The organism is Saccharopolyspora soli, assembly GCF_022678645.1.
GTDB lineage: Bacteria > Actinomycetota > Actinomycetes > Mycobacteriales > Pseudonocardiaceae > Saccharopolyspora > Saccharopolyspora soli.
In genome coordinates this window covers 64,454-87,581 of record NZ_JALBWV010000036.1, presented here as the reverse complement: position 1 = coordinate 87,581, position 23,128 = coordinate 64,454, and the positions used below count along the sequence as shown (strand labels likewise).

Below are 23,128 nucleotides of genomic sequence, written 5' to 3'. Positions count from 1 at the left end.
GGCGACCGGCCCTCGCGGATCTCGAACACCACAACCCCTGAACAAATCAGGTGTTGCAACCACCCCTAGAACCCAAGCAGTAAGCCGGTCAAAGGTGCCCTTCACTTCGATGTGCCGGGGGTCAGGGGACGTTGGAGGGGGTTGATGGGGTGTTGATGTTGTCCAGTTCTCGGCCCTTGGTTTCCGGGGCGGCTGCCGCCATCCACAGCGATGCCAGCACCAGCAGGGCTCCGATGACCACGAACGTCAGCGGTAGGCCCAGGTACGGCCACAGCAGTGATCCGAAGATCACCGGGACGAATCCGGCCCCTACCCGGCTGACCGTTGACGCCCAGCCGAATCCGCTGGCGCGCAAGCCCGTCGGGTACAGCTCGGAGACATAGGCGTAGAGCGCCGGGATGGTCAGCTCGATGAGGAATCCGAACGCCGCGATCCACCACTTGGCGGCCGTCTCGATGTCCAGTTGCACCGCGAACAGCACCAGGGTCAGCGCGGCCAGCGGGCCGCTGAGCCCGATCACCCACTTGCGCCCGACCACGTCCACCAGCCACGCCGAGACCACCACGCCGACGATGCCGATCGCGGTCATCAGGGTGGTGACCATGAACGCCGCGTAGTTGCCGTACCCCTGTTTGACCAGGATGCTCGGCAGCCACGTCAGCGCGCCGTAGTAGACCAGGAACACGGTCAGGAACAGCGCCCACGACACCGAGGTGATCCGCGCGCTGAACCGCCACAGGTCGCGCGCCTGACGGCCGAACGCCGCGATGGTCATCTTCGGCTGCGGTGCTGGTTCCGGCAGCGTCCAGGGTTCGACGCTCGCCCCGGTCCGGCGCACCAGGTCGTCGATCACCGACCGGGCCTGCTCGGCTCGACCCCGGCGGACCAGGTACATCGGTGATTCCGGCACCGAGCGCCGGACCCAGAACAGCAGCAGCGCGGGCAACACCATCACCACCAGCAGCAGCCGCCAGTTGTCGAACGCCAGCAGCGCGGCGGACACTATGCCGCACAACGTCGCGCCCACCGGCCACCAGATGTCCATCGCGGTGAGCACCTTGCCGCGCACCTTGGCCGGGGTGAACTCGCCGACCAGCGCGTAGTCCACCGGAATGCAGCCGCCCAGGCCGATTCCGGCCAGGAACCGGAACGCGCAGAACGTGACGAAATCCGGGGACGCCGCACCAGCCAGCGAGAACACCGAGAACATCAGCAGGGTCAGGCTGAACGCGCGCTTGCGGCCGATGGTGTCGGCGATCGCGCCCCAGACCACCGCGCCGACGGCCATCCCGATGAGGTTCGACGTGCCGACCCAGCCCCGCTCGCCCGGTGAGAGGTCCCACTCCTCGCCGACCAGCGGGATGAGGAACCCGTTGAGCGCGACGTCCCAGGCGTCGAACATGAATCCGAGGCCGCCGATCAGGAAGATGGCGCCCTGGGTCCGCCACTTCCACGGCAGTTCCTGGACGATCTGATCTCCGGTCTTCATGGCATTCCTCTTCGCCGCAGTCTTTGATCTTTTTCTTGAAACGGCGCAGCCGTTTAGCCCACCCTCGCAACCGGCACCGCCGCGGGTTCTCAGAAGTCTTCTCGCGAAGACAGCCCCGACGTGGTGTATCGGCATACATGATGTCGGGGATCCCAGAGCGAGAAGGCTTCTGAGGTTCCGCCACCCGCACCGCCACGCAAAACGAGTCCAAAGACAGGCATTCAGAGGTCCATCAGGGCCTTGCGCTGGCCACCGTCGACGGGGATGTGCGCGCCGTTGAGGTAGCTGGCGCGCGGTGAGGCGACGAAGGTGACGACGTTGGCGACCTCCTCCGGCTCGCAGATCCGCCCCAGCGGCAGCGACGACACCGCGAGCTCGTGCGCGCGCGGGCCGTCGATCTTCTTGTCCCGCGCGAACGCGGCCTCCAGCCCGGCCCACCGGTCGGTGTTCACCGGGCCCGGATTGACCGTGTTGCACCGGATGCCCATCGGCCCGTACTGCTCGGCCACCGAGGAGGCGAAGTTGATGTCGGCGGCGTTGGCGACACCGGCGGTCATCTCCCAGTAGGACGGCTTGAGCCCGTCGTTGCCGACCACCAGCACGATGGAGCCCGTCCCGCGCTCGCGCATGTGCCCGATCACCGCGCGCACCGTGCGCACGTAGCCGAGGAATTTCAGCTGCACGCTGCCCAACCACTGTTCCTCGGTCAGCTCTTCGAGCAGACCGCCGGGCGACGAACCGGCGCAGGTGATCACGATGTCGATGTGGCCGAGCTGGTCGATGGCGGTGTCGACGCAGCGCTGCACGTCGGCGGTGACGCTCATGTCCCCGGCCAGGCCGAGCACCTTGCGACCGCTGGCCGCGGCGATCTCGTCGGCGGCGCGGACGATGTCCGCCTCGGTGCGCGCGGTGATGACCACGTCGCAACCTTCGGCCGCGAGTTGTTCCGCGCAGGCCCGGCCGATCCCCTTGCTGGCCCCGGTGATGAATGCGATCTTGCCGTCCAACTTCATATCCATTGTGGACTCCTCTGCGTGGTTACTTGGCGCCGGTGGTCGAAGTGCTCAGCGAACGCGGGTCCCGGCGCGGCCAGCGGTCGTGGTCGACCTGGGCGAGGAAGCGTTCGACGTGGTGGTTGAACAGTTCGGGTTCTTCGAGGTTGGTCACGTGCCCGGTCTTGGGCAGCACGACCAGGCCGCTGCGCGGGATGGTCCGCTTGAGCATCAGGTCGGTCTCCAGCACGCCGTCGTCCTCGTCGCCCGCGACGATCAGGGTGGGCACGTCCAGCGCGGCCAGTTCCGCGCGCAGGTCGTACAGGGACGGACGGGCCTTCTGCACGCCGCGCATCGTCCGCGCCGCTCCGACCGGGTCATGCTCGGCGAGCACGGCCACGTGTTCGGCGTGGCCGCGCGGGTCCTTGCTCTCGAACTGCACGCGAGCCGGACCGTAGCCGTACCACTTGGCCATCTCCGCCGAACCTTCGATTTCGAAGGCCACCGCGACTAGCTCCGACTCCCGCCGGAACTTCTCCTGGGCGTCGGGATGCGCGCCGTAGCCGCAACCCGCGACCACCAGCGAGCGGGCGCGTTCCGGGTAGCGGAGTCCGAAGTGGAGCGTGCAGAACCCGCCCATCGAGTTGCCCGCCACGTGCGCGCGGTCCGCCCCGATCGCGTCGAGGACGGCCACCAGGTCATCGACGGCCCGGTATTGGCCGTAGCGCTCGGGTTCGGTGGGCACGTCCGACGGCGGGTAGCCGCGCGCCGCGTACACGACGCAGCGGTACCGGCGGGCGAAATGCCGGATCTGCGGCTCCCAGGAGCGGTGATCTCCGCCGAACTCGTGCACGAAGACCAGCGGCTCGCCGCTGCCGGTTTCCTCGTAGTACAAGCGAATTCCGTCGTCGGTGGTCGCGTACGGCACTCCAACCTCCCAGTTGCGATTTGATATATCATCTGCCGCGCGGTACTTCGCCGGTGAACACCGCGGCGTTCGCCGACCGCTCCTCGGCGAGCCGTGCCAGCAGCCGCTCGTCAGCGACCACCTGCTGCTTCGCCCGTCGCACGGCGTCGCGGTCCAGTTGCACGACCGATCCGGCCAGGGCTGTGGCGGTGCGCAGCGGGTCTTCCGCGAGCCGGTCGAGCAGCCCGATCGCCACGGCTTCCTCCGCGTCGATGAAGCGCTGGCTGAGCACCAGCTCCAGGGCGCGGCGGCCGACGGTCGACGGCAGTGCCCACGGTCCGACCGACAAGCCGTGGCCCGGCCCGACGAACCGGAACCGCGCCCGCGACGATCCCAACCGGACATCGGCGGTCAACGCGAGTTGCGCCCCGCCACCGACGGCGGCGCCGTCCACCGCTGCGATCACCGGAACCGGCAACCGCAGCATCCGTTCGTACAGCGCGTAGAGGTCGTCGCTGATCTTGCGGCGTTCCTCGTCCGGCACGGTGAGATCCGCCCCAGCGCAGAACTTGCCCGGCGTGCTCGAACCGAGGACGACGGCGCGCACCTGCTCGTCGGCGGCGATTTCGGCGATCTGCTCGTGCAGCGCATCGACCAGCGCCGCATCGAGTGCATTGTGGACATCCGGGCGATCCAGCGCGAGGACCACCACGGCGGGGGACTGACGGGTGCAGTGCAGCACGCGCATCACCTCCTCAGCAGGGTTACGACTCGGCGCGCCGGAACCGAAAAGCTCTCCGACCCGATCTGGACCACGGCGTTGACGCGATCGTCCGCGAGCACGTCGCGCCGCCGCGCGCCGAGCAACCGCCCGGCCACGATTCCGACCGCCAGCGCAGCCGCGACCGGTGCGATCTTCTTCAGCACCGGCACCGCGACCAGCGACAGCCCGTCCAGCTCCGGTCGTGAGTGGTTGTGGTCGTCCTGGCGACCATTGCCACTCACGACGGGTTCGGCGAGCAGTTCACTGATGTTGCGCGCGAACTGCTCCATCAGCTGCTGCGAGACGGTGGCCAGGGCGCCGCGTCCGAACTGCGCGACCTTGCCCCGGATCACCAGGTCGGTGTCCAGCGCGAGCACGCTGCCGTCGTCGTGCGGGCGGACCCGGACCTCCACCTTGGCCTCGGCGTTGCCACTGCCGTGCTGGTCGCTGCCCTTGGCGTCGAGCACCAGGCGGTTGCCGGGCTCGTCGACCTCCAGGAAGCGGACGACGCCCTGGTAGGCGGCCGAGATCGGCCCGACCTTGACCCGGACCCGGCCGCGGTAGGAGTCGTCGCCGGTCCGGCCCTCCAACGTCGCGCCCGGCATGCAGGGCGCGACCCGCGACACGTCGTTGATCAGCGCGAACACCGTCTCCGGCGCGGCGGGTAGCACGACTTCGTTGGTCAGCCGCATGCGGTTCCTCCTCGGCCCAGTTCGGTGCAGATCCATTGTGGACTCAACGGCAGGTGGCCCACGGCACCGGTCAGCCCGAGCGCGTCGCGCACCGCGTTGGCCAGCGCCGCGCCCGCCGCGGTGATGCCACCCTCCCCCGCGCCCTTGAGGCCCAACGGGTTGTCCGGGCTGGGCGCATCTTCGGTGACGATCGTGTCCACCAGGCCGGGCACCTCGGTCGCGGTCGGCATCAGGTAGTCCATGAACGTCGCCGCCTGCGGCTGGCCCTGTTCGTCGTAGTGGAAGTTCTCGTACAGCGCGCCGCCGAGTCCCTGCGCCACGCCGCCGCGCAACTGCCCTTCGACCAGCGTCGGGTTGATCGCCTTGCCGATCTCGTAGGCGACCAGGTAGCGCGGCACCGCGACGTGCCCGGTGCCGGGATCGATGTCGACCAGCGCCACGTGCACGCCGTACGGGTAGGTCATGTGATCGACTTCGAAGACCCGGCGGGCCGCCAGCCCAGGTTCGGTTCCCGGCTCCAGGTATGGACTTCCGGGCGCGCACGCGGCGGCGATCTCGCCCAACCCCACGCTGCGGTCGTCGAACGCGAACGCGTCGCCGGAGTGCTCCAGCAGGTCTTCCGGGACATCGAGCATGCGGGCAGCGACCGATCGCGCTCGCCGCAACACGGCCGTCGCCGCGAGGTCGACGGCGTTGCCCGCCAACACCGTCGAGCGGCTGGCCCAGGAGCCGAGCCCGAACGGCTGCAGGTCGGTGTCGCCGTTGATCACCTGCACGTTCTGGTGGTCGATGCCCAGCCGGTCGGCGGCGATCTGGGCCAGCACGGTTTCGATGCCCTGACCTAGCGACGTGCCGCCGGAATGCACCCGGACCCGCCCGCTGGGTTCGACGATCACGTCCGCGGTCTCGTGCGGTCCGAGCCCGCTCTTCTCCAGGAACACCGCGAAGCCGCAACCGGCCTTGCGACCGCGCGCCCGCAGCCGCGCCACCTCGTCGCGCCAGCCGCTGGTCTTGGCCAGCGCGGTCGCCAGCAGCGCCGGGTAGTCGCCAGCGTCCAGCACCATGTCGGTGCCCAGCGCCCGCAACGGACGCACGTGCGGAATCTCGTCGGGGCGCAACAGGTTCCGCTGCCGGATCGCGGCGCGGTCGATGCCGATCCGGTCCGCCGCGACGTCCAGCAGGTGTTCGCGGGCGAAGGTTCCCTCGTAGCGGCCGGGCGCGCGGTAGGTGCCGCACGGGGTCTTGTTCGTCAGCACCACGTCCAGCACGGCCTGGTACGCGGGAATCCGGTACGGGCCGGGGAGCATGCCCACGGTCAGCTCCGGCACGAGCAGGCCGTGGGTGCGCAGGTATGCGCCGTTGTCGTGGGTGATCTCGTCGCGCAGCGCCAGCAGCCGGGCATCCGCGTCGAACGCGGCGGCGATGCGGTGCCGTTGCTGCCGGGAGTGGTTGAGCGCGACCAGGTTCTCCGCGCGGTCCTCGGTCCACTTCACCGGCCGCCTCAGGTGCCGGGCCAGCCACGGGATCAGCAGGTCCTCCGGGTAGAACTCGCCCCGCGCACCGAACCCGCCACCGGCGTCCATGGCGTGCAGCCGCACCTGCTCCGCGGACATCCCGAGCATCCGGGCGAGCACGTTGCGGTTGAACACCGGGACCTTCGTCGCGCCCCAGACCTGCAATCGCCCGGTCGCCGCGTCGTACTCGGCGACCAACCCGCGCGGCTCCATCGGAACGGCGGCGTGCCGACCGACCGCCAGGTCCAGTTCGACGACGTGGGCCGCTGCCGAGAACGCGGCCGTCACCTCGCCGAATCCGGCCTGCATCCGCGTGGCCGCAGGCCCATCGCTGGCGTCGAGGACGACCGGCAGTTCGCGGTACTCGACGGCGACCAACTCGGCCGCGTCCTCTGCGGTGTAGGGATCTTCGGCGACCACCACGGCAACCGGTTCGCCGACGTAGCGGACCTCGTCGGGCAGGATCGGTTGCAGGCAGCCCTCGGGCTCGTCGCCGCGCGGCAGCCGGATCGGGATCGGCGGGATGTCACCGAGATCCGCCCCGGTGATCACTGCGATCACACCGGGCAACGTCCGCGCCGCCGTGGTGTCGATCCGCACGACCTCGCCGTGCGCCACGGTGGCGCGCACGATCCGCGCGTGCACCTGTCCGAGCCGGTTGACGTCGTCGGCGAACCGGCCCAGGCCCTTGAGCAGCCGGTCGTCCTCGTGCCGCCGCACGCGGGTCCCGACCACTCCCCCGGTGCGCTGCGGCGTCGCCGTGCTCATCCGACCTCCCGCCGGGTGGTGGCGACGTCGCTGATCGCTTCGACGATGCCCTGGTAGCCGGTGCAGCGGCACAGGTTCGACGAGACCACGTCGCGGATTTCCGCCTTGCTCGCCGCCGGGTTCTCCGCCAGGTACGCCTCGGCCAGCATCAGGAATCCCGGCGTGCAGAAGCCGCACTGCAACCCGTGGTGCCGGGAGAACGCCTCCTGCAGGTCGGAGAGCCGGTCGCCGTCGGCGAGGCCCTCCACGGTGCGCACCTCGGCGCCATCGGCCTGCACCCCGAACATCAGGCACGACCGAGCCGGGGAACCGTCCACCAGCACCGTGCAGGCTCCGCAGATGCCGTGCTCGCAGCCGAGGTGGGTGCCGGTGTAGCCGAGGTCGTGGCGCAGCACGTCGGCGAGCGTGCGGCGGGACTCCACCAGCACCTCGTGCTCGGTGCCGTTGACCGTGACGTTGATCAGCTGCTGGTCCTTCATCGGCTGAACTCCAGGGCTCGCAGGACGTGCTCGGGTGTGATGGGCACGGCGTCCAGTTCCACGCCGGTGTCGCGGAGGGCGTCGTTGACCGCGTTGAGCACCGCCGCGGGTGCCCCGATCGTGCCGCCCTCACCCATCCCCTTCGCGCCGGTTTCGGTGAATGCGCACGGGGTTTCGAGGTGTTCGACGTCGATCTCCGGGATCTCCCCGGCGGTCGGCACCAGGTAGTCGATGAGGCTGCCCGCGCTGGGCTGCCCGTCGGCGTCGTAGCCGATCTGCTCGTACAGCGCCCCGGCGATGCCCTGCGCGACGCCACCGCGCACTTGGCCATCGACGATCTTCGGGTTGATCACCACCCCGCAGTCCTCGACCACCAGGTAGCGCAGCAGCCGGGTCTGCCCGGTGCGCGGGTCCAGTTCGGCGACGACGCCGTGCGTGGCGTTGGAGAACGTGCCCGAGGTGAGCACGTCGAACGCGGCCTGCGCGGACAGCCCCGGTTCGAAGTCCTTGGGCAACCGGTGCGCGCGCAGATAAGCGATCTCGGCGACCTCGGCGATCGGCACCGAGCTGGCCGGATCGTCCCGGCGGCGGCACCACCCGTCGGCCAGCTCGATGTTGGTCCCGTCGGTCTCCAGCAGGTGCGCGGCGATCGCCCTGATCCGCTCGGCCAGCTTGCCGGCCGCGAGCCGCACCGCGCCGCCGCCGATGGCCGCCGAGCGGCTGGCGAAGGTGCCCCACCCGTAGCTGACCAGGTCGGTGTCGCCCTGTCGGATCTGCACCGCGTCCGGGTGCAGGCCGAGTTGGTCGGCGGCGATCTGCGCCAGCGTCGTCTCGTGCCCCTGGCCGTGCGCCGACGTCCCGGTCACCACCGTCACCGCACCACCGGGATCCATCCGAACCTCGGAGATGTCGTAGCCGGGCACCACCGACATCTTGCGCTGCGCGAACGACTCGGTGCCGTACCCGGTGCGCTCGTTGAAGCAGGCGAAGCCGATGCCGATCAGCCGGTCGGCCGCGGTGCCGCGCAGCTCGAACCAGCCCTCCTCGCGCAGCCGCTGTTCGCAGCGGTCCAGCGACTCCCGGTACGAGCCGGGGTCGTAGGTGATGCCGTTGACCCCGACGTAGGGGAAGGTGTCGATCAGGTTCCGCCGCCGGAGGGCCACCGCGTCGATGCCGAGCTCCCGTGCCGCGCGTTCCTTCAACCGCTCCATCACCAGCACGATCTGCGGACGGCTGACCCCACGGTAGGGCGCGGTGGGTGCCTTGTTGGTGGCGACAGCGCGCGCCCGTGCGCGGTAGCGGGGCACCTGGTAGACGCCGGGCAGTTCAGTGGCGGCCATCAGCGGTTCGACGCCGCTGGTGAACGGGAACACCGAGTACGCCCCGACATCGCAGTGCACGTCGGCGTCCAGCGCCAGGATCCGGCCTGCTCCGTCGAACGCCGCCCGCACCTGGTAGCGCTGTTCGCGGCCGAGGAAGCTCGCGAACAGCCCTTCGCGCCGGTCCTCGATCCACTTCACCGGTCGGCGCAGCCGCAGGGCCGCCGCGGCGACCGCGATTTCTTCCCGCCCCACCACGCATTTCAGCCCGAAACCGCCGCCGACGTCCGGCACGATGACCCGGACCTGCCGTTCCCGCAGCCCCAGGCATCGAGCCAGCGCGGTGCGCACCTGGTGCGGGACCTGGCTGGAGATGTGCACGACGAGCTGATCGTCGCGGTCGACCCATTCCGCCAGGCAGCCGCGCGGCTCCAGCGGCAGCGCGTTCTGCCGCCCGCTGCTCATCGAGGTCCGCACCACGCATTCGGCGGTGGCGAAGACGTCGTCCACTTCGTCGTCGAACGGTGCCACTGCCAGGAAGGTGTTCTCGTCCAATTCGTCGTGCACGTCGGGCGCGTTGCCCGCCAGGGCGTCGTCGATGGACGTCACGGCCCGGCGCGGCGCATAGTCCACAGTGGCCAGTTCGGTGCCGTCTTCGGCCGCGTACGGGTCGTCGGCGAGGACGATCGCGACGGGTTCGCCCGCGTAGCGGACCCGGCCGGTGGCCAGGATCGGCATCGTGGTCGGCACGAACTCCTCGCGCTCCAGCAACGCGGTCAGCCCGGACACGCCGAGTTCGACGGCCGAGAACGCAGCCCGCACGCCGTCCACCGAGGTCACCGCGGACAGGTCGACCGCGTTGATGTCCGCTGCCGCCACCGGAGAACGCACGAACGCGGCGGACAAGGCCCCGACGCGTTGCAGGTCGTCGACGAATCGGCCGCGGCCGGTCAGCAGCCGCGGGTCCTCCCGCCGCGGCACGGACGCGCCGACCCAGGTTCGCTGCCCGCTCACCCGGCCATCGCCTCCTGGCACGCGCGGACCACCAGCGTGCGGGTGAGCTTGCGGCGGTACTCGGCGCTGCCGTGCGCGTCGCTGCCCGGCTCGATGGCTGCGGCAGCCGCGTCGGCGCACGCGTCGAACAACTCGCCGCCCAGTTCGCCACCGGCCAGCACGGCCTCGGCTGCCGGGATCCGGACCGGCACCGAATCCACGCCGCCCAGCGCCACCCGGCCCGACCGGCACACCCCGCCCGCGACGTCGAGACTCACCGCCGCCGCGACGATCGCGAAATCGCCCTTCCGCTGGGCGAACTCGGTCAGCGCCGCGTGCGGCGCCGGGGTCGGGAACACCACTTCGACGATCATCTCGTCGGGTTCCAACGCAGTGCTGAGGAAACCGAAGAAGAAATCGGTTGCTGCGACGGTCCGCCGCCCGCGCGTGCTCGCCACGACGATCTGGGCGTCCAGCAGCACGGCGAGCAGGCACCATTCCGCCGTGGCGTCGGCATGCGCCAGGCTGCCGCCGATGGTGCCCCGAGTCCTGATCGGATAGTGGCCGATCCAGCGCGCCGCGCGGGTCAGCACCCCGAAGGGACCGACGATCTCGGCGGCGGTCGCGGTTTCGATCGCCCGATGCGTCGTCAACGCGCCGATGCGCAGCGCGGCGGCGTCGCGCCGCAGGTAGTTCAACCGGCCGATGCGGCCCACGTCGACCAGCGCGGCGGGCCGGGCCAGCCGGAAGTTCATCATGGCCACCAGGCTCTGGCCGCCAGCCAGCAGTTTCGCCTCGTCGCCCAGCTCGGCGAGCAGGTCGGTCGCCCCGCGAACGTCGTGAGCCCGGTGGTAGTCGAAGGATGCCGGTTTCAACGGCTCTCCTCTCCGCGGATGCCGCTGGCACTGTCTGCAACTTGATATATCATGATTCAAACAGCGCGGAACGTCTCGCGCAAGCATTCGCCGACCACGCATTTCCGTTGGCCCGGCGTGGAAATCAAGTCGTCACCGCGGAAACCCGACGGTCACAGGGAGCAGGACCTTGACACAGAACCTGACGCGGCAGGAAACTTCGGCACGCGACCGCGCGGCATGGCAACGGCACGGCGCGACTGACGTCGCCGGACTCGACATCGGCAGCCTGCCCAGCGCGTGGACCGGTCACCCCGACCGGCGGGCATTGCTGTTCCCCGCCGAATCCGACCACTGGTTCACGCACGGCGAGTTGGCCGACCGCAGCGCCCGGACGGCAAGTTGGTTGCGCCGCAACGGTTTGCGCCCCGGTGCGCGAGTTCTGCTGTGCGGCCACAACGGTTCCTCGCTCGTCCTCGCCTACCTCGCGTTGCTCAGCGCAGGTGCCACAGTGGTCCTCGCCAATCCCGCCTACACCACAGCGGAACTCGTCCACCTGATCACCGACAGCCAGGCCGAATGGGCGTTCGCCGCGCAACCCGCCACCGACCGGATCGGCAGCCTCGGCCTCCGCGTCGTGTCCCTGGACGAACCGCTGCCCGAGGCAGCGCGGAGCACCCGCGAACCGGATGCGCGGGAACCCGCGCTCCTGGCCTACACCTCCGGGACGACCGGTGCGCCCAAGGGCGTTCCGCTGACGCACGGCAACCTACTCTCCTCGATCCGCGCGGCCATGCTGGCCTGGCGCTGGAGCGAGGACGACGTGCTCGTGCATTCGCTGCCGTTGAGCCACCAGCACGGCCTGGGTGGCGTGCACGCGACCTTGCTCGCCGGTTCGTCGGCGGTCATCCTGCCGGACTTCGACGCCGCGAAGCTCACCGAGGCGATGCACACCCAGCACGCCACCGTCCTGTTCGCCGTTCCGGCGATCTACGAGCGGCTCCTCAGCAACGCCCCACAAGCACTGACCACGCCGACGCTGCGGCTGGCGGTGAGCGGTTCGGCACCGCTGGGCCCGGAACTCGCCGAGCGGCTGGCGCGGGTCATGGGAACGCCGCCGCTGGAACGCTACGGCAGCACGGAAAGCGGTCTGGACGTGTCCAACCCGATCGACGGGCCGCGCCTCCCCGGCACGGTCGGCCTGCCGCTGCCCGGCGTCGAACTGCGCATTGCCGATGAATCCGGCGAAGATGCGCCGGAAGGGGAAATCCTGCTGCGCGGGCCGCAGGTGTTCAGCGGCTACTGGAACCGTGCGGCGGCGACCCGCGACGCGTTCCACCCAGGTGGCTGGTTCCGCACCGGGGATCTCGGGCGCCTCGACCCGGAAACCGGCTACCTGCGCATCACCGGCCGGAAGAAGGAACTGATCATCACCGGCGGCCTCAACGTCTACCCGAGAGAAGTCGAAATGGCGCTGGAGCAGCACCCGGACGTCGCGGAGGCGGCCGTCGCCGGGCTGCCGTCGCAGCGCTGGGGCGAGCAGGTCACCGCGTGGGTGGTGGCCACCGGTGCCGCCGACTTCGACGACATCCTGGCGCACTGCCGAAAACTGCTCGCGCCGTACAAATGTCCGAAACAGGTCTTCGTGGTGGATTCCCTGCCGCGCAACGGCATGGGCAAACTCCGCCGGTCCGCCCTGGTACCACCACAACGCGAACCTCGGTGACCTGGCTCCCGGCTAGAATTCGCTCCGTATCAACACAGAATGGATGACCCGTGATGCAGCCGCTGTACACCAGTAAGACCGAGCTGGTCACCAGCATGCTTCGCGAACTCATCGTGACGGGTGAGCTGGAAGCTGGGACTTCACTGCGGCAGCGCGACCTGGCCACCCGGCTGGGGGTGAGCCCCACCCCGGTCCGGGAAGCCCTGCGCCGCCTGGAAAGCGAAGGACTGGTCACCACCGACCAGCACCGCAGCGCGACCGTCGCGGAGTCCTGGCTGGATGCCACCGAGGAGAACTACCTCATCCGCGCCGCGCTGGAGTCGCTGGCCGCCAAGCTCGCCGCCAAGCGGATCAGTGCCGAGCAGCTGGCCGCGATAGAGCAGATCAACGCGCAGATCGTCGAGCTCGCCGACGACTCCCTGGCCTACGGCACGTTGAACCGGGACTTCCACTTCGGCATCTACCAGGCGGCCGGTACCCCGGTGCTGCTGTCGCTGATGCGGATGCTCTGGCAGGCGATGCCCGATGGTCCGAAGGTCGTGCGCAGCCACCGGGAATCGGCTGCTGAGCACGCGGCGATCATCGAGGCGCTGCGCGACGGCGACGCCGAGCGGGCCGGGGAGCTCACCTACACGCACATCGTCGGCAGCGCCCACCTCGCCGACGAACGCCCGGTGAAGCGCTCCCAACAGAGTTGAGTCGTGGGGGGGGTTTACGGGGGGGGGGGGGGGGGGGGAAGCACGCCCAAAAAACAAAAATGGGGGCGGGGGGGGGGCGCCCCCCCCCCCCCCCCCCACCCCCCCCGGCCCCCCCCCCCCCCACCCCCCCCGGGGGGCCCCCCCCCCCGGGGGGGCCCCCGTTTAACCCACCCACGACCAAAACGACTTATCGGGCCAGGGCGGCGAGGACACCGGCAGCCACGGCGGCGCGTTCGATCATGCCGCTGACCGTGGCGTGCTCGCTGCGCGCGTGCGCACCGGCCCCGACCGCGCCGATCCCGTCCAGCACCGGGATTCCCGCGTCCAGCGCGAAGTTGCCGTCGCTGGCGCCGCCCACCGCGATCTCCCGCAGGTCCAGCCCCAGCGGCGCCGCGCATTCCCGGGCCAGTGCGAACAGTTCGGCCACTCCCCCGGTTCGTTCGAAGACCGGCCGGTTCCACCCGCCGGTGACCTCGACCTTCGCCTTCGGGTCGACCGGGCTCAACGCGGCCAGCCCGGCCGAGATGCGGTCCTGCTCGGCCACGCTGGCCACCCGGACGTCCAGTTCGGCGACTGCTGACCCGGCCGTCACATTGGGGCGCGTTCCGCCGTGCACCACACCGATGTTGACCGAAGTACCCGCGTCCAGGTCCTGCAACGCCCGGCAGGCGACGATCTGGTGCGCGATCTCGTGCACCGCGCTCGACCCCGAGGTCGGGTCCAGCCCCGCGTGCCCCTCTTCGCCGGTCACGGTCAAGGTGAACAGCCCGACCCCCTTGCGGGAGGTCTTGATCGCACCCTCGGCGCTCGCCTCGAAGCACAGCGCCGCCCGAGCCTTCCCGGCTTCGGCGCGGATGACGTCCGACGACGCCTTGCTCCCGGTCTCCTCGTCGCCGTTGAGCAACAGCGCGAATGCAGGTCTGGGCAATTCCAGCGCGTCCAACGCGCGCAACGCCCAAACCGCTTGCACCAGGCCCGCTTTCATGTCGAAGACGCCCGGACCGGTCAGCGTGTCACCGGTGCGCTGGAACGGGATCTGCTCGATCGTCCCCAACGGCCACACCGTGTCGTAGTGCGCGAGCAGCAACAGCGGCTCGCCTTCCCCCGCATACCGGCGGATGCTGATGTCACCGGCGTGCTGGCGCTCGTGCACCTGCCGACTCTCCGGCTGTCCCAGCCGCTCGTCGAGCCACTTCTCCAACCAGTCCAGGCATTTCGCCAGGGCGTTGACGTCGTCGCTGGGGCTTTCGACGCGCACGTAGTCGGCGATGTCGGCGACGATCTGCTCTTCGCGCTCCGCCAACCAGGCGTGTACTGCCTTGGCCTGCTCATCGGTCAACACGGTGGTCATGGGGCTCCCTTCGGTTCCTGCGCCAGTCTGTCAAGCTCGTCGAGCCGTGCTTCGGACATCCCGCCCGGATCCCGCTCCAACTCGCGCAATCCGTCCAGCACAGCACGCAACAACGGCAGGTCGGCACGCTCCAGCACGCTCCGGTAGTGCGTGGTGACCTCTACCGGTCGACGCCGGACCGCGAGGTCCCGCCAGATCCCGCTGCGGTCCTTGGGCTGGGTGCGCAACCACGCCACCAGCCGGGCCGTCGCAGCCTGCCGCCGCGCCGGGGACGCACCGCGGACGAAGGCCGTCGGCTCGAACGCGTCGAACGCCTCCAACCCGATCCCGAGGGCTGTCGCGACGTCGAAGACCTCCTCGGTGAGCGCGTGCATCGCCATGCTGTGCCGTTCGATCAGATCGGCCATCGGCGCGTCGGCCAGCGCGGTCGCGGCCAGCATCGCGCCGAAGCCCGCTTTCGCCCAGAGGTATCCTTCGACGTTGTCGCTGGCCTGGGCCGGTCCCCACGCTTGCAGGTCGTGCACCAGGTCCCGAACCCGCTGCGACACCGCGGCGCCGTTCGGTTCGCCGACCACCAAGGCCCCCGCCCCGCCATCCCGAACCAGGCCGGGCTCGACCACGTCGGCGAAGAGGTTGACGAACGCGGCGACCGTGCGCGGCCAGCCGATGTGCCGGGCGATTTCCGGTTCGTTGAAGCCGTTCTGCACCGACACGACGCAGGCGTCGGAGCTGAGCCGCTCGGCGATCCACTTCGCCGCGACCGGTGTCGCCTGTGCCTTGACGGCGAGCAGCACCCGGTCCAAGGTGCCGGTGAATTCCTCCGGCGTGCACGCGGGAACCTCTGCGGCGGTGCGGGATCCATCCCGTTCCAGTCGCAAGCCGTGGTGCCGGATCGCTTCGACGTGCCCCGCATCGGTATCCACAATGGACACGTCGTGACCCGCGCGGACCAGGTCGAAGGCGAGCGTGCCGCCGATCGCGCCACCGCCGATCACGGTGTAGCGCCCGGTCACCGTCCTCCCTCCGCAGCTGGCCAGAGCCTGGGCAGGTGCGCGGCACCGGCGTTCGACCCGCCGTCGATGCGCACGACCTCACCGGTCATCCACGACGCGTCCGCTCCGGCGACCCACCGCACGGCGCGCGCGATGTCCGCCGGAGTTCCCGGCCGTCCCAACGGGTTTCGCGACATCACGGCGGCGTACTCCGGGGTGACCGGGTTGCAGTCGCTGTGCACCGCGACGAATCCGGGACTGACCGCGTTGACCCGGATCCGGTGCCCGCCCAGTTCGAGCGCGGCGGCGCGGGTCGCCATCTCCAGCGCCGCCTTCGAGCTCGCGTAGGGCCCGCCACCGGGCCGGGAGCGCAGCGCCGACCCCGAAGAGATGTTCACCACCGACGCGGCCCGCCCGGCCTCGATCGCCAGGTTCGCCAACGCCTGGGTCGTCAGCACCGGTGCGCGGACGTTGAGCGCGAAGATCCGGTCCCACTGGTCGGCGCTGACGTCGCGCATGTCCACCGACGGGTAGATTCCGGCGCAGTTGACCAGCACGTCCACCGGCGCCCGCGACCACGCCTCCCGCACCACCCTGGCCGGTTCGTCCGGTTGCGCCAGGTCCGCGTTGACCACGTTCGGGCCGGTGATGTCGACCGAGGTGATGATTTCCGCGCCGTGGTCGGCGAATTCCCGCGCGATGGCCCGTCCCAGCCCACCGGATGCGCCGGTGATCAGCACATGACCGGTCACTTGAACTCCTTGTTCTTGGTCTCCGGCATGGTCAGGTACACCACCAGCGACACCAGCGCCGCGACGCTGACGTAGATCCACAACTGGTCGCGGTAGCCGGATTCGCTCAACCAGGTCGTGATGTACGGTGCCGTGCCGCCGAAGAGGGCCACGGCCAGCGCGTACGGCAGCGCGATGCCGGTCGCCCGCACCTCCGGCGGGAACTGCTCGGCCATGATCACCGCGCAGTTGGCCGAGTAGCCGAGGATCAGCAGCATGCCGATCAACTGCACGACCACCAGCATGACGAAACTGCCGTCCAGCGCAGCCAGCAGCGGCCAGGCCAGCACCACGAACCCGGCGGCGAAGGCGCTCATCGTCGGCTTGCGCCCGATGCGGTCCGAGAGCATCCCGGCGAACGGCAGCAGCACGATGAACACGATCAGGCACAGCGTCTGCGACAGGAGCGCTTGGTTGAGCGGAATTCCGGTGGTGATGTGCGCGTAGGTCGGCAGGTAGGTGATCCAGATGTAGTAGGTCAGCGTGCCCGCGATGGTGATGCCGACGACCCGCAGGGCCGCCACCGGGTGTTCCCGGAACATCGCCTTGAGCGGATTGGCCTTGGCGCGGCCACCGGTGGTCATCGCGGTGAACGACTCGGTGTCCTCGACCGACACCCGCAGCCACAGCCCGATCAAGCCGAGCAGTCCGCCGATGACGAACGCCAGCCGCCAACCCCACGAGTGCAGCGCGTCATCGCTGAGCACCGAGGTGAGCACGGTGCCGAGCAGCGAGGCGATCAGCGTGCCGCCACCGACCGAAACCTGCTGCCACGACCCGGCGAAGGCCCGGCGACCGGGCACGGTGGACTCAACCAGGAACGCCGAGGACGAACCGAACTCACCACCGGCTGAGAAGCCCTGCAACAGCCGCGCGATGAGCAGGATGATCGAGGCGAAGATGCCGATCGTGTCGTAGTTCGGGGTCAACGCGATCACGAACGACGCCCCGGCCATCAGGCCGATGGTCAGCGTCAGGCCCTTCTTGCGGCCGTACCGGTCGGCGTAGGCGCCGAGCACCGCCGCGCCCACCGGGCGCATCACGAACCCGACGGCGAACACCGCGAGCGTGGACAGCAGGCCGACCGCCCCGTCGGAGCGCGGGAAGAATTCGTCGGCGATGATCTTGACGAAGATCGAGTACAGCGCCCAGTCGACCCATTCGACGGTGTTGCCGATGGTGCCTGCGAGGATCGCCTTGCGGTGCGTGCCGGTCAGCCGGGTGTTCACCTCGGTGGTCATCTACCGCTCCCTAGTTCCGCGCGGGCCAGCTCGGCCACCTGGGCGTGGGTGGCGAACCAGACGTCTTGGTGCCCGCGGATGTGGTCGATCAACTCCCGCAGGATCACCAGCCGCGACCGGTGCCCGATGACGTGCGGGTGCATGGTCAGCTGGAAGACGCCACCGGCCCGGTAGGCCGCGTCGAACTCGTCGATCCAGATCTCCAGCACATCGCGCGGCCGGGTGTAGGGGCGCACACCGCCGTAGCGGTCCATGGTGAAGTACGGGGCGTCGTCGCGAATCCAGTCCACCGGGATCTCCACCAGACCGGTCTGCTCGCCGCGCGCGATGATCTCGTAGGGCTCGTCGTCGGCCATCAGCGAGGAGTCGTACTGGAAGCCGAGCTCGCGGATGGTGTCCAGGGTGGTGTCGGAGAAGTCCCAGGACGGTGTCCGGATGCCCACCGGCCGGGTGCCGGAGAGGTCGGTGAGCACGTCGAGCGCCCGCGCGATCAGGTCCGTCTCGTCGTCCTTGCCCAGCAGGGTGTTGCGCTCGTGGATCCAGCCGTGCACGGCCAGTTCGTGCCCGCCGTCCACATAGGACTTGATCTCCGCCGGATGCAGCAGCGCGGACACGCCGGGGACGAAGAAGGTCGCCGGGATCTGGTAGCTGGCCAGCAACTCCAGGATTCGCGGCGCCGCGGTGCGCGAACCGTACTCGCCCTGCGCGAGCCGCCCCGGACTGGTCTCCCCGTCACGCAGCGGGATCGTCTCGTGGTCGGAGTCGAACGACAGCGCCACGGCGACTCGCGCGCCGTCGGGCCACGCCTCCGGTGCCAGCGGACGCCCGGCGCGCACGGCTTCGACGTGGCCGCGCCAGACCTCTTCCGGCCACTGCCAGGGGGCTGGTGATTCGGACATTTGCGCCTCCTTGGGGCGTCAGCGGAACCGGTCGACCCTGATCCACGCGCGCTTGAGCGTCGCCAGGTGCAGGGTCACGTCCGAGGCGGTCAAACCGGGCAACCGGCCGATCACGTCGTTCATGTAGCGGACGAGGTCCGTCCGGCGGGGCAGCACCATCTGGCCGACCAGGTTGAATCGACCGGTGGATGCGGCCAGGAACTTGGTGGCGGGGTGTTCGGCCAGCCGCCGCCCGGCCGCCTCCCACTGGCCGGGCTCGACCGAGAGCCAGAGCATGAACTCGGCGTCGAAGCCGAGCAGCTGCGGCTCGGCCAACGTGCGGAACTGCAGGTTTCCCCGCGCGGTGAGGCGATCCAAGGCACGCGCCACAGTGGACTCGCTGCGGCCGAGCTTGCGCGCGAGGGCGGCGATCGGCAGGCGCCCGTCGCGCGCGAGTTCGTCGACGATGGCCCGTTCGAGATCCGGCAGCGCGTCCGGTGGCGCGTCCCAGTCGTCCCGGTCGTAGGGCAACGTGGTCGACGGGCGCAGGTCCAGGGCAGCTGCCGATGGCAGCAGGCCGGTGTCCCACAGCGGTGCATTGGTGAAGGTGCGGATCACCGCAACGTTCTCGGTGCCCGCGATGAGGTCGGCACCGGGCAGGTCGGTGAACAGCACGTGCAGCATCTGGTCGTTGTCGCGGGCCACGAAGTCGACGATGAGATCGGCGGTGCCGGTGACGATGGCCAGGAACCTGGCCTCCGGCCGCGCGGCCAGCTCCTCGGCCAGTTTCCGCCCTTTGCCCGGCAATGCCTGGACGCGCACCAGCATCGACGTTCCGGCGTCGGTGCGGTTGAGGTCGGCGACGCCGACGACGTGCAGCAGTCCGCGTGCGTGCAGCGCGTTGAAGCGGCGCTGCACCGTCGATTCGCTGGCCCCCGCCCACCGCGCGATCGCGCTCCAGGGAGCACGGCCGTTGAGCTGGAGCGCGGCGATGATGCGCCGGTCCAGGTCATCGGCCGCGGTGGTGCGGGGTTGCTGCACGGCGTCGAACGGTAATGCGCGCCACCACCCCGGTCAATGGCGGATTCCCGCACCCAAGGGCCGCTGTGTGCGGATTCTTGCTACGAACACGTTAATCCGTCGTGGATACCTGCAAATCATCGGCCTTTTGGCCCCCTGCGGGAATGCCCCACAAAGATCTTGGAATGCAAGGGATCCACAGTGGATCAACATCGAGCCTGGAACGCGGAGCACCCGCCCCGCCACTGTCCGTAACACATCCGACGGGCGACCGTGGATGATAAGTCCCTTTTGGATGGATCGGTGGTCGTTGTAGCGGACGACTAGGCTGGTGGCGCATCCGCCACTGAACAGAACATAGGAGCAGTCCATGGCGATCGCCACTGCCGATCGAGTCGACCGCGATGCCCTGTTGGAGTTCCTGCGGCCCCGGCACCGGGGCATCCTGGTCACCACCCGCTCCGACGGCCGCCCGCAGCTGTCCCCGCTGACCTGCGGGGTGGACGGCGAGGGGCGGATCGTGGTGTCGACCTATCCGCAGCGGGCCAAGACCCGCAACGCCCGCCGCGACCCGCGGGTGTCGATCTGCGTGCTCTCCGACGACTGGAACGGTCCGTACGTGCAGGTCGACGGCCGCGCCGAGGTGCTGGACATGCCCGATGCGGTGGAGGGGCTCGTCGAGTACTTCCGCTGCATCTCCGGCGAGCACCCGGACTGGGCCGAGTACCGCGAGGCGATGGTCCGGCAGAACAAGTCGCTGATCCGCATCGACATCGAGCGCTGGGGCCCGATCGCCACCGGCGGCTTCCCACCCGAACTCGCCTCGTGAGCGCCCAACCGGGCCAGCGCCCGGTTACCCCGTTCAGGCGAGAGGTGAGGGGCACCCGTGACCAAGTAACTGGGTCACGGGTGCCCCTCACCCGTTTCTGCGGCATCTCAGCTGGAGGGTTTTGGGTGCAGGCTTGGGAGTGAGATCGAGAGGGCGGTGAGCCAAGCGAAGCCGACGATGAGGGTCAGGCGTTGCAGCAGGCCGCCGATCGGCATCAGCGCCGCGTTCTGCGCGAACCCGGCTCCGGCCAGCACGAAGAAGATCAGGAACGCCACGGCCGTGCCGATCGAATACACCGCCCAGCCCCGGTGTCCGTTGCGGGCGAGCCGGTAGCCGACCACGCAGCAGGCCGCGGGCAGCGCCGTGAAGACCGGGGTCGAGAACACGTCGTGCAGTTCTCCGTGAACGGTCTGGACCGGCGCGGTCGGCGGAGTGCCCGGCGGGTAGCCGCTGATCGGATCCGTCGCGAAGAATCCGGCACCGATCAGCCCGACACCCACCAGCCCGATCAGCACCGGCGCCCACCGTCCACCGCCGAGCCGCCGCAGCGCGGGCCGCAACCCGAAGGCGGACGCCAGGATCAGCAGGCCGCTGACGACGAAGTTCGCCGCCTGCATCCAGCCCAACTGCCCGAGCGACAGGGAACTCACCGGATGCCGAAGCGGGTCGTAGTCGGCCCGGAAGGCGCCTTCCACCAAGAACGCCACGACGAACAGCACGGGGCCGACCGCCCCGCAAGCCAACAACGCCCGCGCTGAGCGCCGACCCGCCACCATGCGAGGCAGCCTACGCCGCTGATCCACCAGCTCGCGGTGACGCTCACGACCGCTGGACCGCGGGCACCGGCTCGTCGGCGTTGGCCTTGCTGCGGGCGAACACCCGCAGCGAGCAGACGAGCGATACCGCGACCAGGAACATGTGGTACGCACCCACCGGCACGATCGAGCCCGTGCTGGTGAACAGGCCCTGGCCGATCATCGGCGCGGTTCCGCCGATCAGCGCCGAACACACCTGGTACGACAGGGAAATCCCGGTGTAGCGCACATTCGCCGGGAATGCCTGGTCGCACACAAGATTTCTGAGGTAACAACTCAGAAATATGCATTCGAACTCGTTTTGCTTTGCGGTGCGGGTAGCGGAACCTCAGACGCCGTCTCGGTCCCGGATCCCCGACATCATGTATGTCCAATACACCACGTCGTGGCTGTCCTCCCGAGACGACGTTTGAGAACCCGCAGCGGTGCCAGCTGCGTAGGTGGGCTAAGCGCCGCTTCAAAAAAACAAGAACAAAGACCAGCGCGCCTCTACGACGTGCGGGTTTCGAAGGCGTGGGCGGCGCGGTAGAGGGTTGCTTCGTCCCAGTGGCGGCCGATCAGCATCATGCCGATCGGCAGGTCGTCGCTGGTCGCGCAGGGCAGGGTCAACGCCGGGTGGCCGGTCGCGTCGAACGGCGCTGTGTTGCCGATCATCTCGAAGGCGCGCTCGATGACCAGCTCGCGCGGTGCGTCCACGGGCGGCAGCGGCGTCGCCTTCATCGGCAGGGTCGGCATGAGCAGCACGTCGAAGTCCGCCAGTGCCGCGTCGTAAGCGGCGGTCAGGGTGCGGACCAGGTTCTGCGCCTTGGCGTAGGTGGCACCGCCGTAGCGGCGCCGGAACACGTTCCCGGCCAACATCGACACCTTCAGCGATTCGCTGAACTCATCAGCCCGGTCCTGCCAGCCGCGCATCGCCTCCAGCAAGCTCGTCACGTACTGGCCGCGCCAGTTCATGCCGAATCCGTTGCCGAGCAGCATTTGCCACACGTGTCCTTCGAGGGCGATCGGGTTCCAGATCGCCAATCCCGAACTGTGCAGCGGCACCGAGACCTCGGCGACCTTCGCGCCCGCCCCCGCCAGCACGCCCGCGGCCTCGCGCACCGCCTCGTCGACGTCGGGCTCCGCTCCGGCGGTGCCGAAACCTTCCCGCACCAGCCCGATTCGCAAGCCAGCGCAATCACCGGTGAGGGCCCGCGTGTACTCGTCGGTGCGGACACCGACCTGTCGCGGATCGAGCCCGTCCGAACCGGCGATCACCTCCAGCATCAGCGCGTTGTCCGCGACGTTGGCGGTGATCGGACCGGTGTGGTCGATGGTCGCCTCGATCGGCATGATCCCGGTGTAGGGCACCAGTCCGTGCGTCGGCTTCATCCCGACCGTGCCGCACCACGCCGAGGGAATCCGGATCGAACCACCCTGATCCCCGCCGATCGCCAGGTCCACCTCGCCAGCCGCGACGAGCGCCGCCGAGCCCGACGAGGAACCCCCGGCGGCGTGCGTCGGCTTGTGCGGATTGCGGACGTGCCCGGTCGCGTTGGTGTGCGAGCCGCCGGAGAAGCAGAAGTACTCGCAGTGCGCCTTCCCCGCGATGGTCGCACCGGCATCGAGCAATCTGGCCACCACCGTCGCGTCGACATCCGGCACGTAGCCGTGCAGCGTCGACGCGCCGTTCATCATCGGAAGCCCGGCGAGGCAAACGTTGTCCTTGAGCACAACGGTGCGGTCCGCCAGCGGGCCGTCGTCGCGGGTGCGCAATTCAGTGCGCACGAACCACGCACCCAGCGGGTTGTCGGCAGGCTTGATCCACGCGCGTTGCGGGATTTCCCCCACAGGCTCCGAAAGCCCGTCGACCACTTGGTAAGCCGCGACGTTCGGAGCGATGAGCGCCAAGTACGCGTCGGCAGCCGCGTCATCGAGGTCAAGCCCCAATTCGGCTGCTGCGGCTTGCAGTTCGGCCCGATCCGGCTCCGGCACAGCCATCGCTACCTCCCAAGTCGCGGACTTGCGGGAGGCTACG

21 protein-coding genes are annotated in these 23,128 nt (G+C 69.6%); 3 read left to right on the top strand and 18 right to left on the bottom strand.

The features are described 5' to 3' along the window. Positions 1-121 precede the first annotated feature (121 nt). From MOQ72_RS25535 to MOQ72_RS25495, 9 genes are all read right to left on the bottom strand, one after another. A complete protein-coding gene (locus MOQ72_RS25535) occupies positions 122-1,489 on the bottom strand; it encodes an MFS transporter (protein ID WP_242188193.1) in 1,368 nt (455 codons plus the stop codon). Between the two features lie 221 nt (positions 1,490-1,710). After that, the gene (locus MOQ72_RS25530) at positions 1,711-2,508 is read right to left on the bottom strand and encodes an SDR family oxidoreductase (protein WP_242188192.1); all 798 of its coding nucleotides are present in this window, start codon (positions 2,506-2,508) and stop codon (positions 1,711-1,713) included. Positions 2,509-2,527: 19 nt separating this feature from the next. Next, positions 2,528-3,409, bottom strand: coding sequence for an alpha/beta fold hydrolase (locus MOQ72_RS25525; protein WP_242188190.1), 882 nt, complete (start codon positions 3,407-3,409; stop codon positions 2,528-2,530). 28 nt (positions 3,410-3,437) lie between these two features. Then, entirely contained in the window at positions 3,438-4,130 is a 693-nt protein-coding gene (locus MOQ72_RS25520; protein ID WP_242188187.1) for an enoyl-CoA hydratase/isomerase family protein, read from the bottom strand. A 5-nt stretch (positions 4,131-4,135) separates the two neighbouring features. Further along, entirely contained in the window at positions 4,136-4,843 is a 708-nt protein-coding gene (locus MOQ72_RS25515; RefSeq protein ID WP_242188186.1) for an SRPBCC family protein, read from the bottom strand. Next, a complete protein-coding gene (locus tag MOQ72_RS25510; RefSeq protein WP_242188185.1) occupies positions 4,834-7,125 on the bottom strand; it encodes a xanthine dehydrogenase family protein molybdopterin-binding subunit in 2,292 nt (763 codons plus the stop codon). Before MOQ72_RS25510 ends, MOQ72_RS25515 begins: the two co-directional genes overlap by 10 nt. Then, positions 7,122-7,604: a (2Fe-2S)-binding protein gene (locus MOQ72_RS25505; RefSeq protein ID WP_242188184.1), complete on the bottom strand. Its 483-nt coding sequence runs from the start codon at positions 7,602-7,604 to the stop codon at positions 7,122-7,124. The genes MOQ72_RS25510 and MOQ72_RS25505 overlap by 4 nt, the downstream gene beginning before the upstream one ends. Then, positions 7,601-9,937, bottom strand: coding sequence for a xanthine dehydrogenase family protein molybdopterin-binding subunit (locus tag MOQ72_RS25500; RefSeq protein WP_242188183.1), 2,337 nt, complete (start codon positions 9,935-9,937; stop codon positions 7,601-7,603). Before MOQ72_RS25500 ends, MOQ72_RS25505 begins: the two co-directional genes overlap by 4 nt. Then, positions 9,934-10,791: an FAD binding domain-containing protein gene (locus tag MOQ72_RS25495; RefSeq protein ID WP_242188182.1), complete on the bottom strand. Its 858-nt coding sequence runs from the start codon at positions 10,789-10,791 to the stop codon at positions 9,934-9,936. The genes MOQ72_RS25500 and MOQ72_RS25495 overlap by 4 nt, the downstream gene beginning before the upstream one ends. A 169-nt stretch (positions 10,792-10,960) precedes the next feature. On the opposite strand from MOQ72_RS25495, the gene MOQ72_RS25490 reads away from it, so the two are divergent. Both MOQ72_RS25490 and MOQ72_RS25485 read left to right on the top strand, forming a co-directional pair. After that, positions 10,961-12,496: a class I adenylate-forming enzyme family protein gene (locus tag MOQ72_RS25490; protein WP_242188181.1), complete on the top strand. Its 1,536-nt coding sequence runs from the start codon at positions 10,961-10,963 to the stop codon at positions 12,494-12,496. 53 nt (positions 12,497-12,549) lie between these two features. Further along, positions 12,550-13,194, top strand: a complete 645-nt coding sequence (locus MOQ72_RS25485) for a GntR family transcriptional regulator (RefSeq protein ID WP_242188175.1) — start codon at positions 12,550-12,552, stop codon at positions 13,192-13,194. 187 nt (positions 13,195-13,381) lie between these two features. On the opposite strand, the gene MOQ72_RS25480 is transcribed toward MOQ72_RS25485, so the two are convergent. From MOQ72_RS25480 to MOQ72_RS25455, 6 genes are read right to left on the bottom strand one after another with little or no spacing between them, the layout of a single operon-like run. Further along, positions 13,382-14,545, bottom strand: coding sequence for a M20 family metallopeptidase (locus MOQ72_RS25480; protein WP_242188173.1), 1,164 nt, complete (start codon positions 14,543-14,545; stop codon positions 13,382-13,384). Beyond that, complete coding sequence (locus tag MOQ72_RS25475; protein ID WP_242188171.1) at positions 14,542-15,558, bottom strand: ketopantoate reductase family protein; 1,017 nt, start codon at positions 15,556-15,558, stop codon at positions 14,542-14,544. The genes MOQ72_RS25480 and MOQ72_RS25475 overlap by 4 nt, the downstream gene beginning before the upstream one ends. Beyond that, complete coding sequence (locus tag MOQ72_RS25470) at positions 15,555-16,289, bottom strand: SDR family NAD(P)-dependent oxidoreductase (protein WP_242188170.1); 735 nt, start codon at positions 16,287-16,289, stop codon at positions 15,555-15,557. The genes MOQ72_RS25475 and MOQ72_RS25470 overlap by 4 nt, the downstream gene beginning before the upstream one ends. Beyond that, positions 16,286-17,569 (bottom strand): MFS transporter, encoded by a 1,284-nt coding sequence (locus MOQ72_RS25465; protein ID WP_242188169.1) that lies wholly within the window; start codon positions 17,567-17,569, stop codon positions 16,286-16,288. The genes MOQ72_RS25470 and MOQ72_RS25465 overlap by 4 nt, the downstream gene beginning before the upstream one ends. Continuing rightward, positions 17,566-18,468 carry a polysaccharide deacetylase family protein gene (locus tag MOQ72_RS25460; RefSeq protein ID WP_242188168.1) on the bottom strand — a complete coding sequence of 301 codons (903 nt, stop codon included), beginning with the start codon at positions 18,466-18,468 and terminating at the stop codon, positions 17,566-17,568. The genes MOQ72_RS25465 and MOQ72_RS25460 overlap by 4 nt, the downstream gene beginning before the upstream one ends. An 18-nt stretch (positions 18,469-18,486) precedes the next feature. Beyond that, positions 18,487-19,488, bottom strand: coding sequence for an Lrp/AsnC family transcriptional regulator (locus MOQ72_RS25455; RefSeq protein WP_242188166.1), 1,002 nt, complete (start codon positions 19,486-19,488; stop codon positions 18,487-18,489). Positions 19,489-19,837: 349 nt separating this feature from the next. Here MOQ72_RS25455 and MOQ72_RS25450 point away from each other — a divergent pair, with 349 nt between their 5' ends. After that, on the top strand, positions 19,838-20,296 hold the full coding sequence (locus MOQ72_RS25450; RefSeq protein ID WP_242188165.1) for a PPOX class F420-dependent oxidoreductase: 459 nt from the start codon (positions 19,838-19,840) through the stop codon (positions 20,294-20,296). 107 nt (positions 20,297-20,403) lie between these two features. Here MOQ72_RS25450 and MOQ72_RS25445 read toward each other — a convergent pair whose 3' ends face one another. The 3 genes from MOQ72_RS25445 to MOQ72_RS25435 form a co-directional block, all read right to left on the bottom strand. After that, positions 20,404-21,072, bottom strand: a complete 669-nt coding sequence (locus MOQ72_RS25445; protein WP_242188164.1) for a DUF998 domain-containing protein — start codon at positions 21,070-21,072, stop codon at positions 20,404-20,406. A 43-nt stretch (positions 21,073-21,115) separates the two neighbouring features. Next, positions 21,116-21,367 carry a hypothetical protein gene (locus MOQ72_RS25440; protein ID WP_242188162.1) on the bottom strand — a complete coding sequence of 84 codons (252 nt, stop codon included), beginning with the start codon at positions 21,365-21,367 and terminating at the stop codon, positions 21,116-21,118. Positions 21,368-21,600: 233 nt separating this feature from the next. Beyond that, positions 21,601-23,091, bottom strand: coding sequence for an amidase (locus tag MOQ72_RS25435; RefSeq protein ID WP_242188161.1), 1,491 nt, complete (start codon positions 23,089-23,091; stop codon positions 21,601-21,603). Between the last annotated feature and the right edge of the window lie 37 nt (positions 23,092-23,128).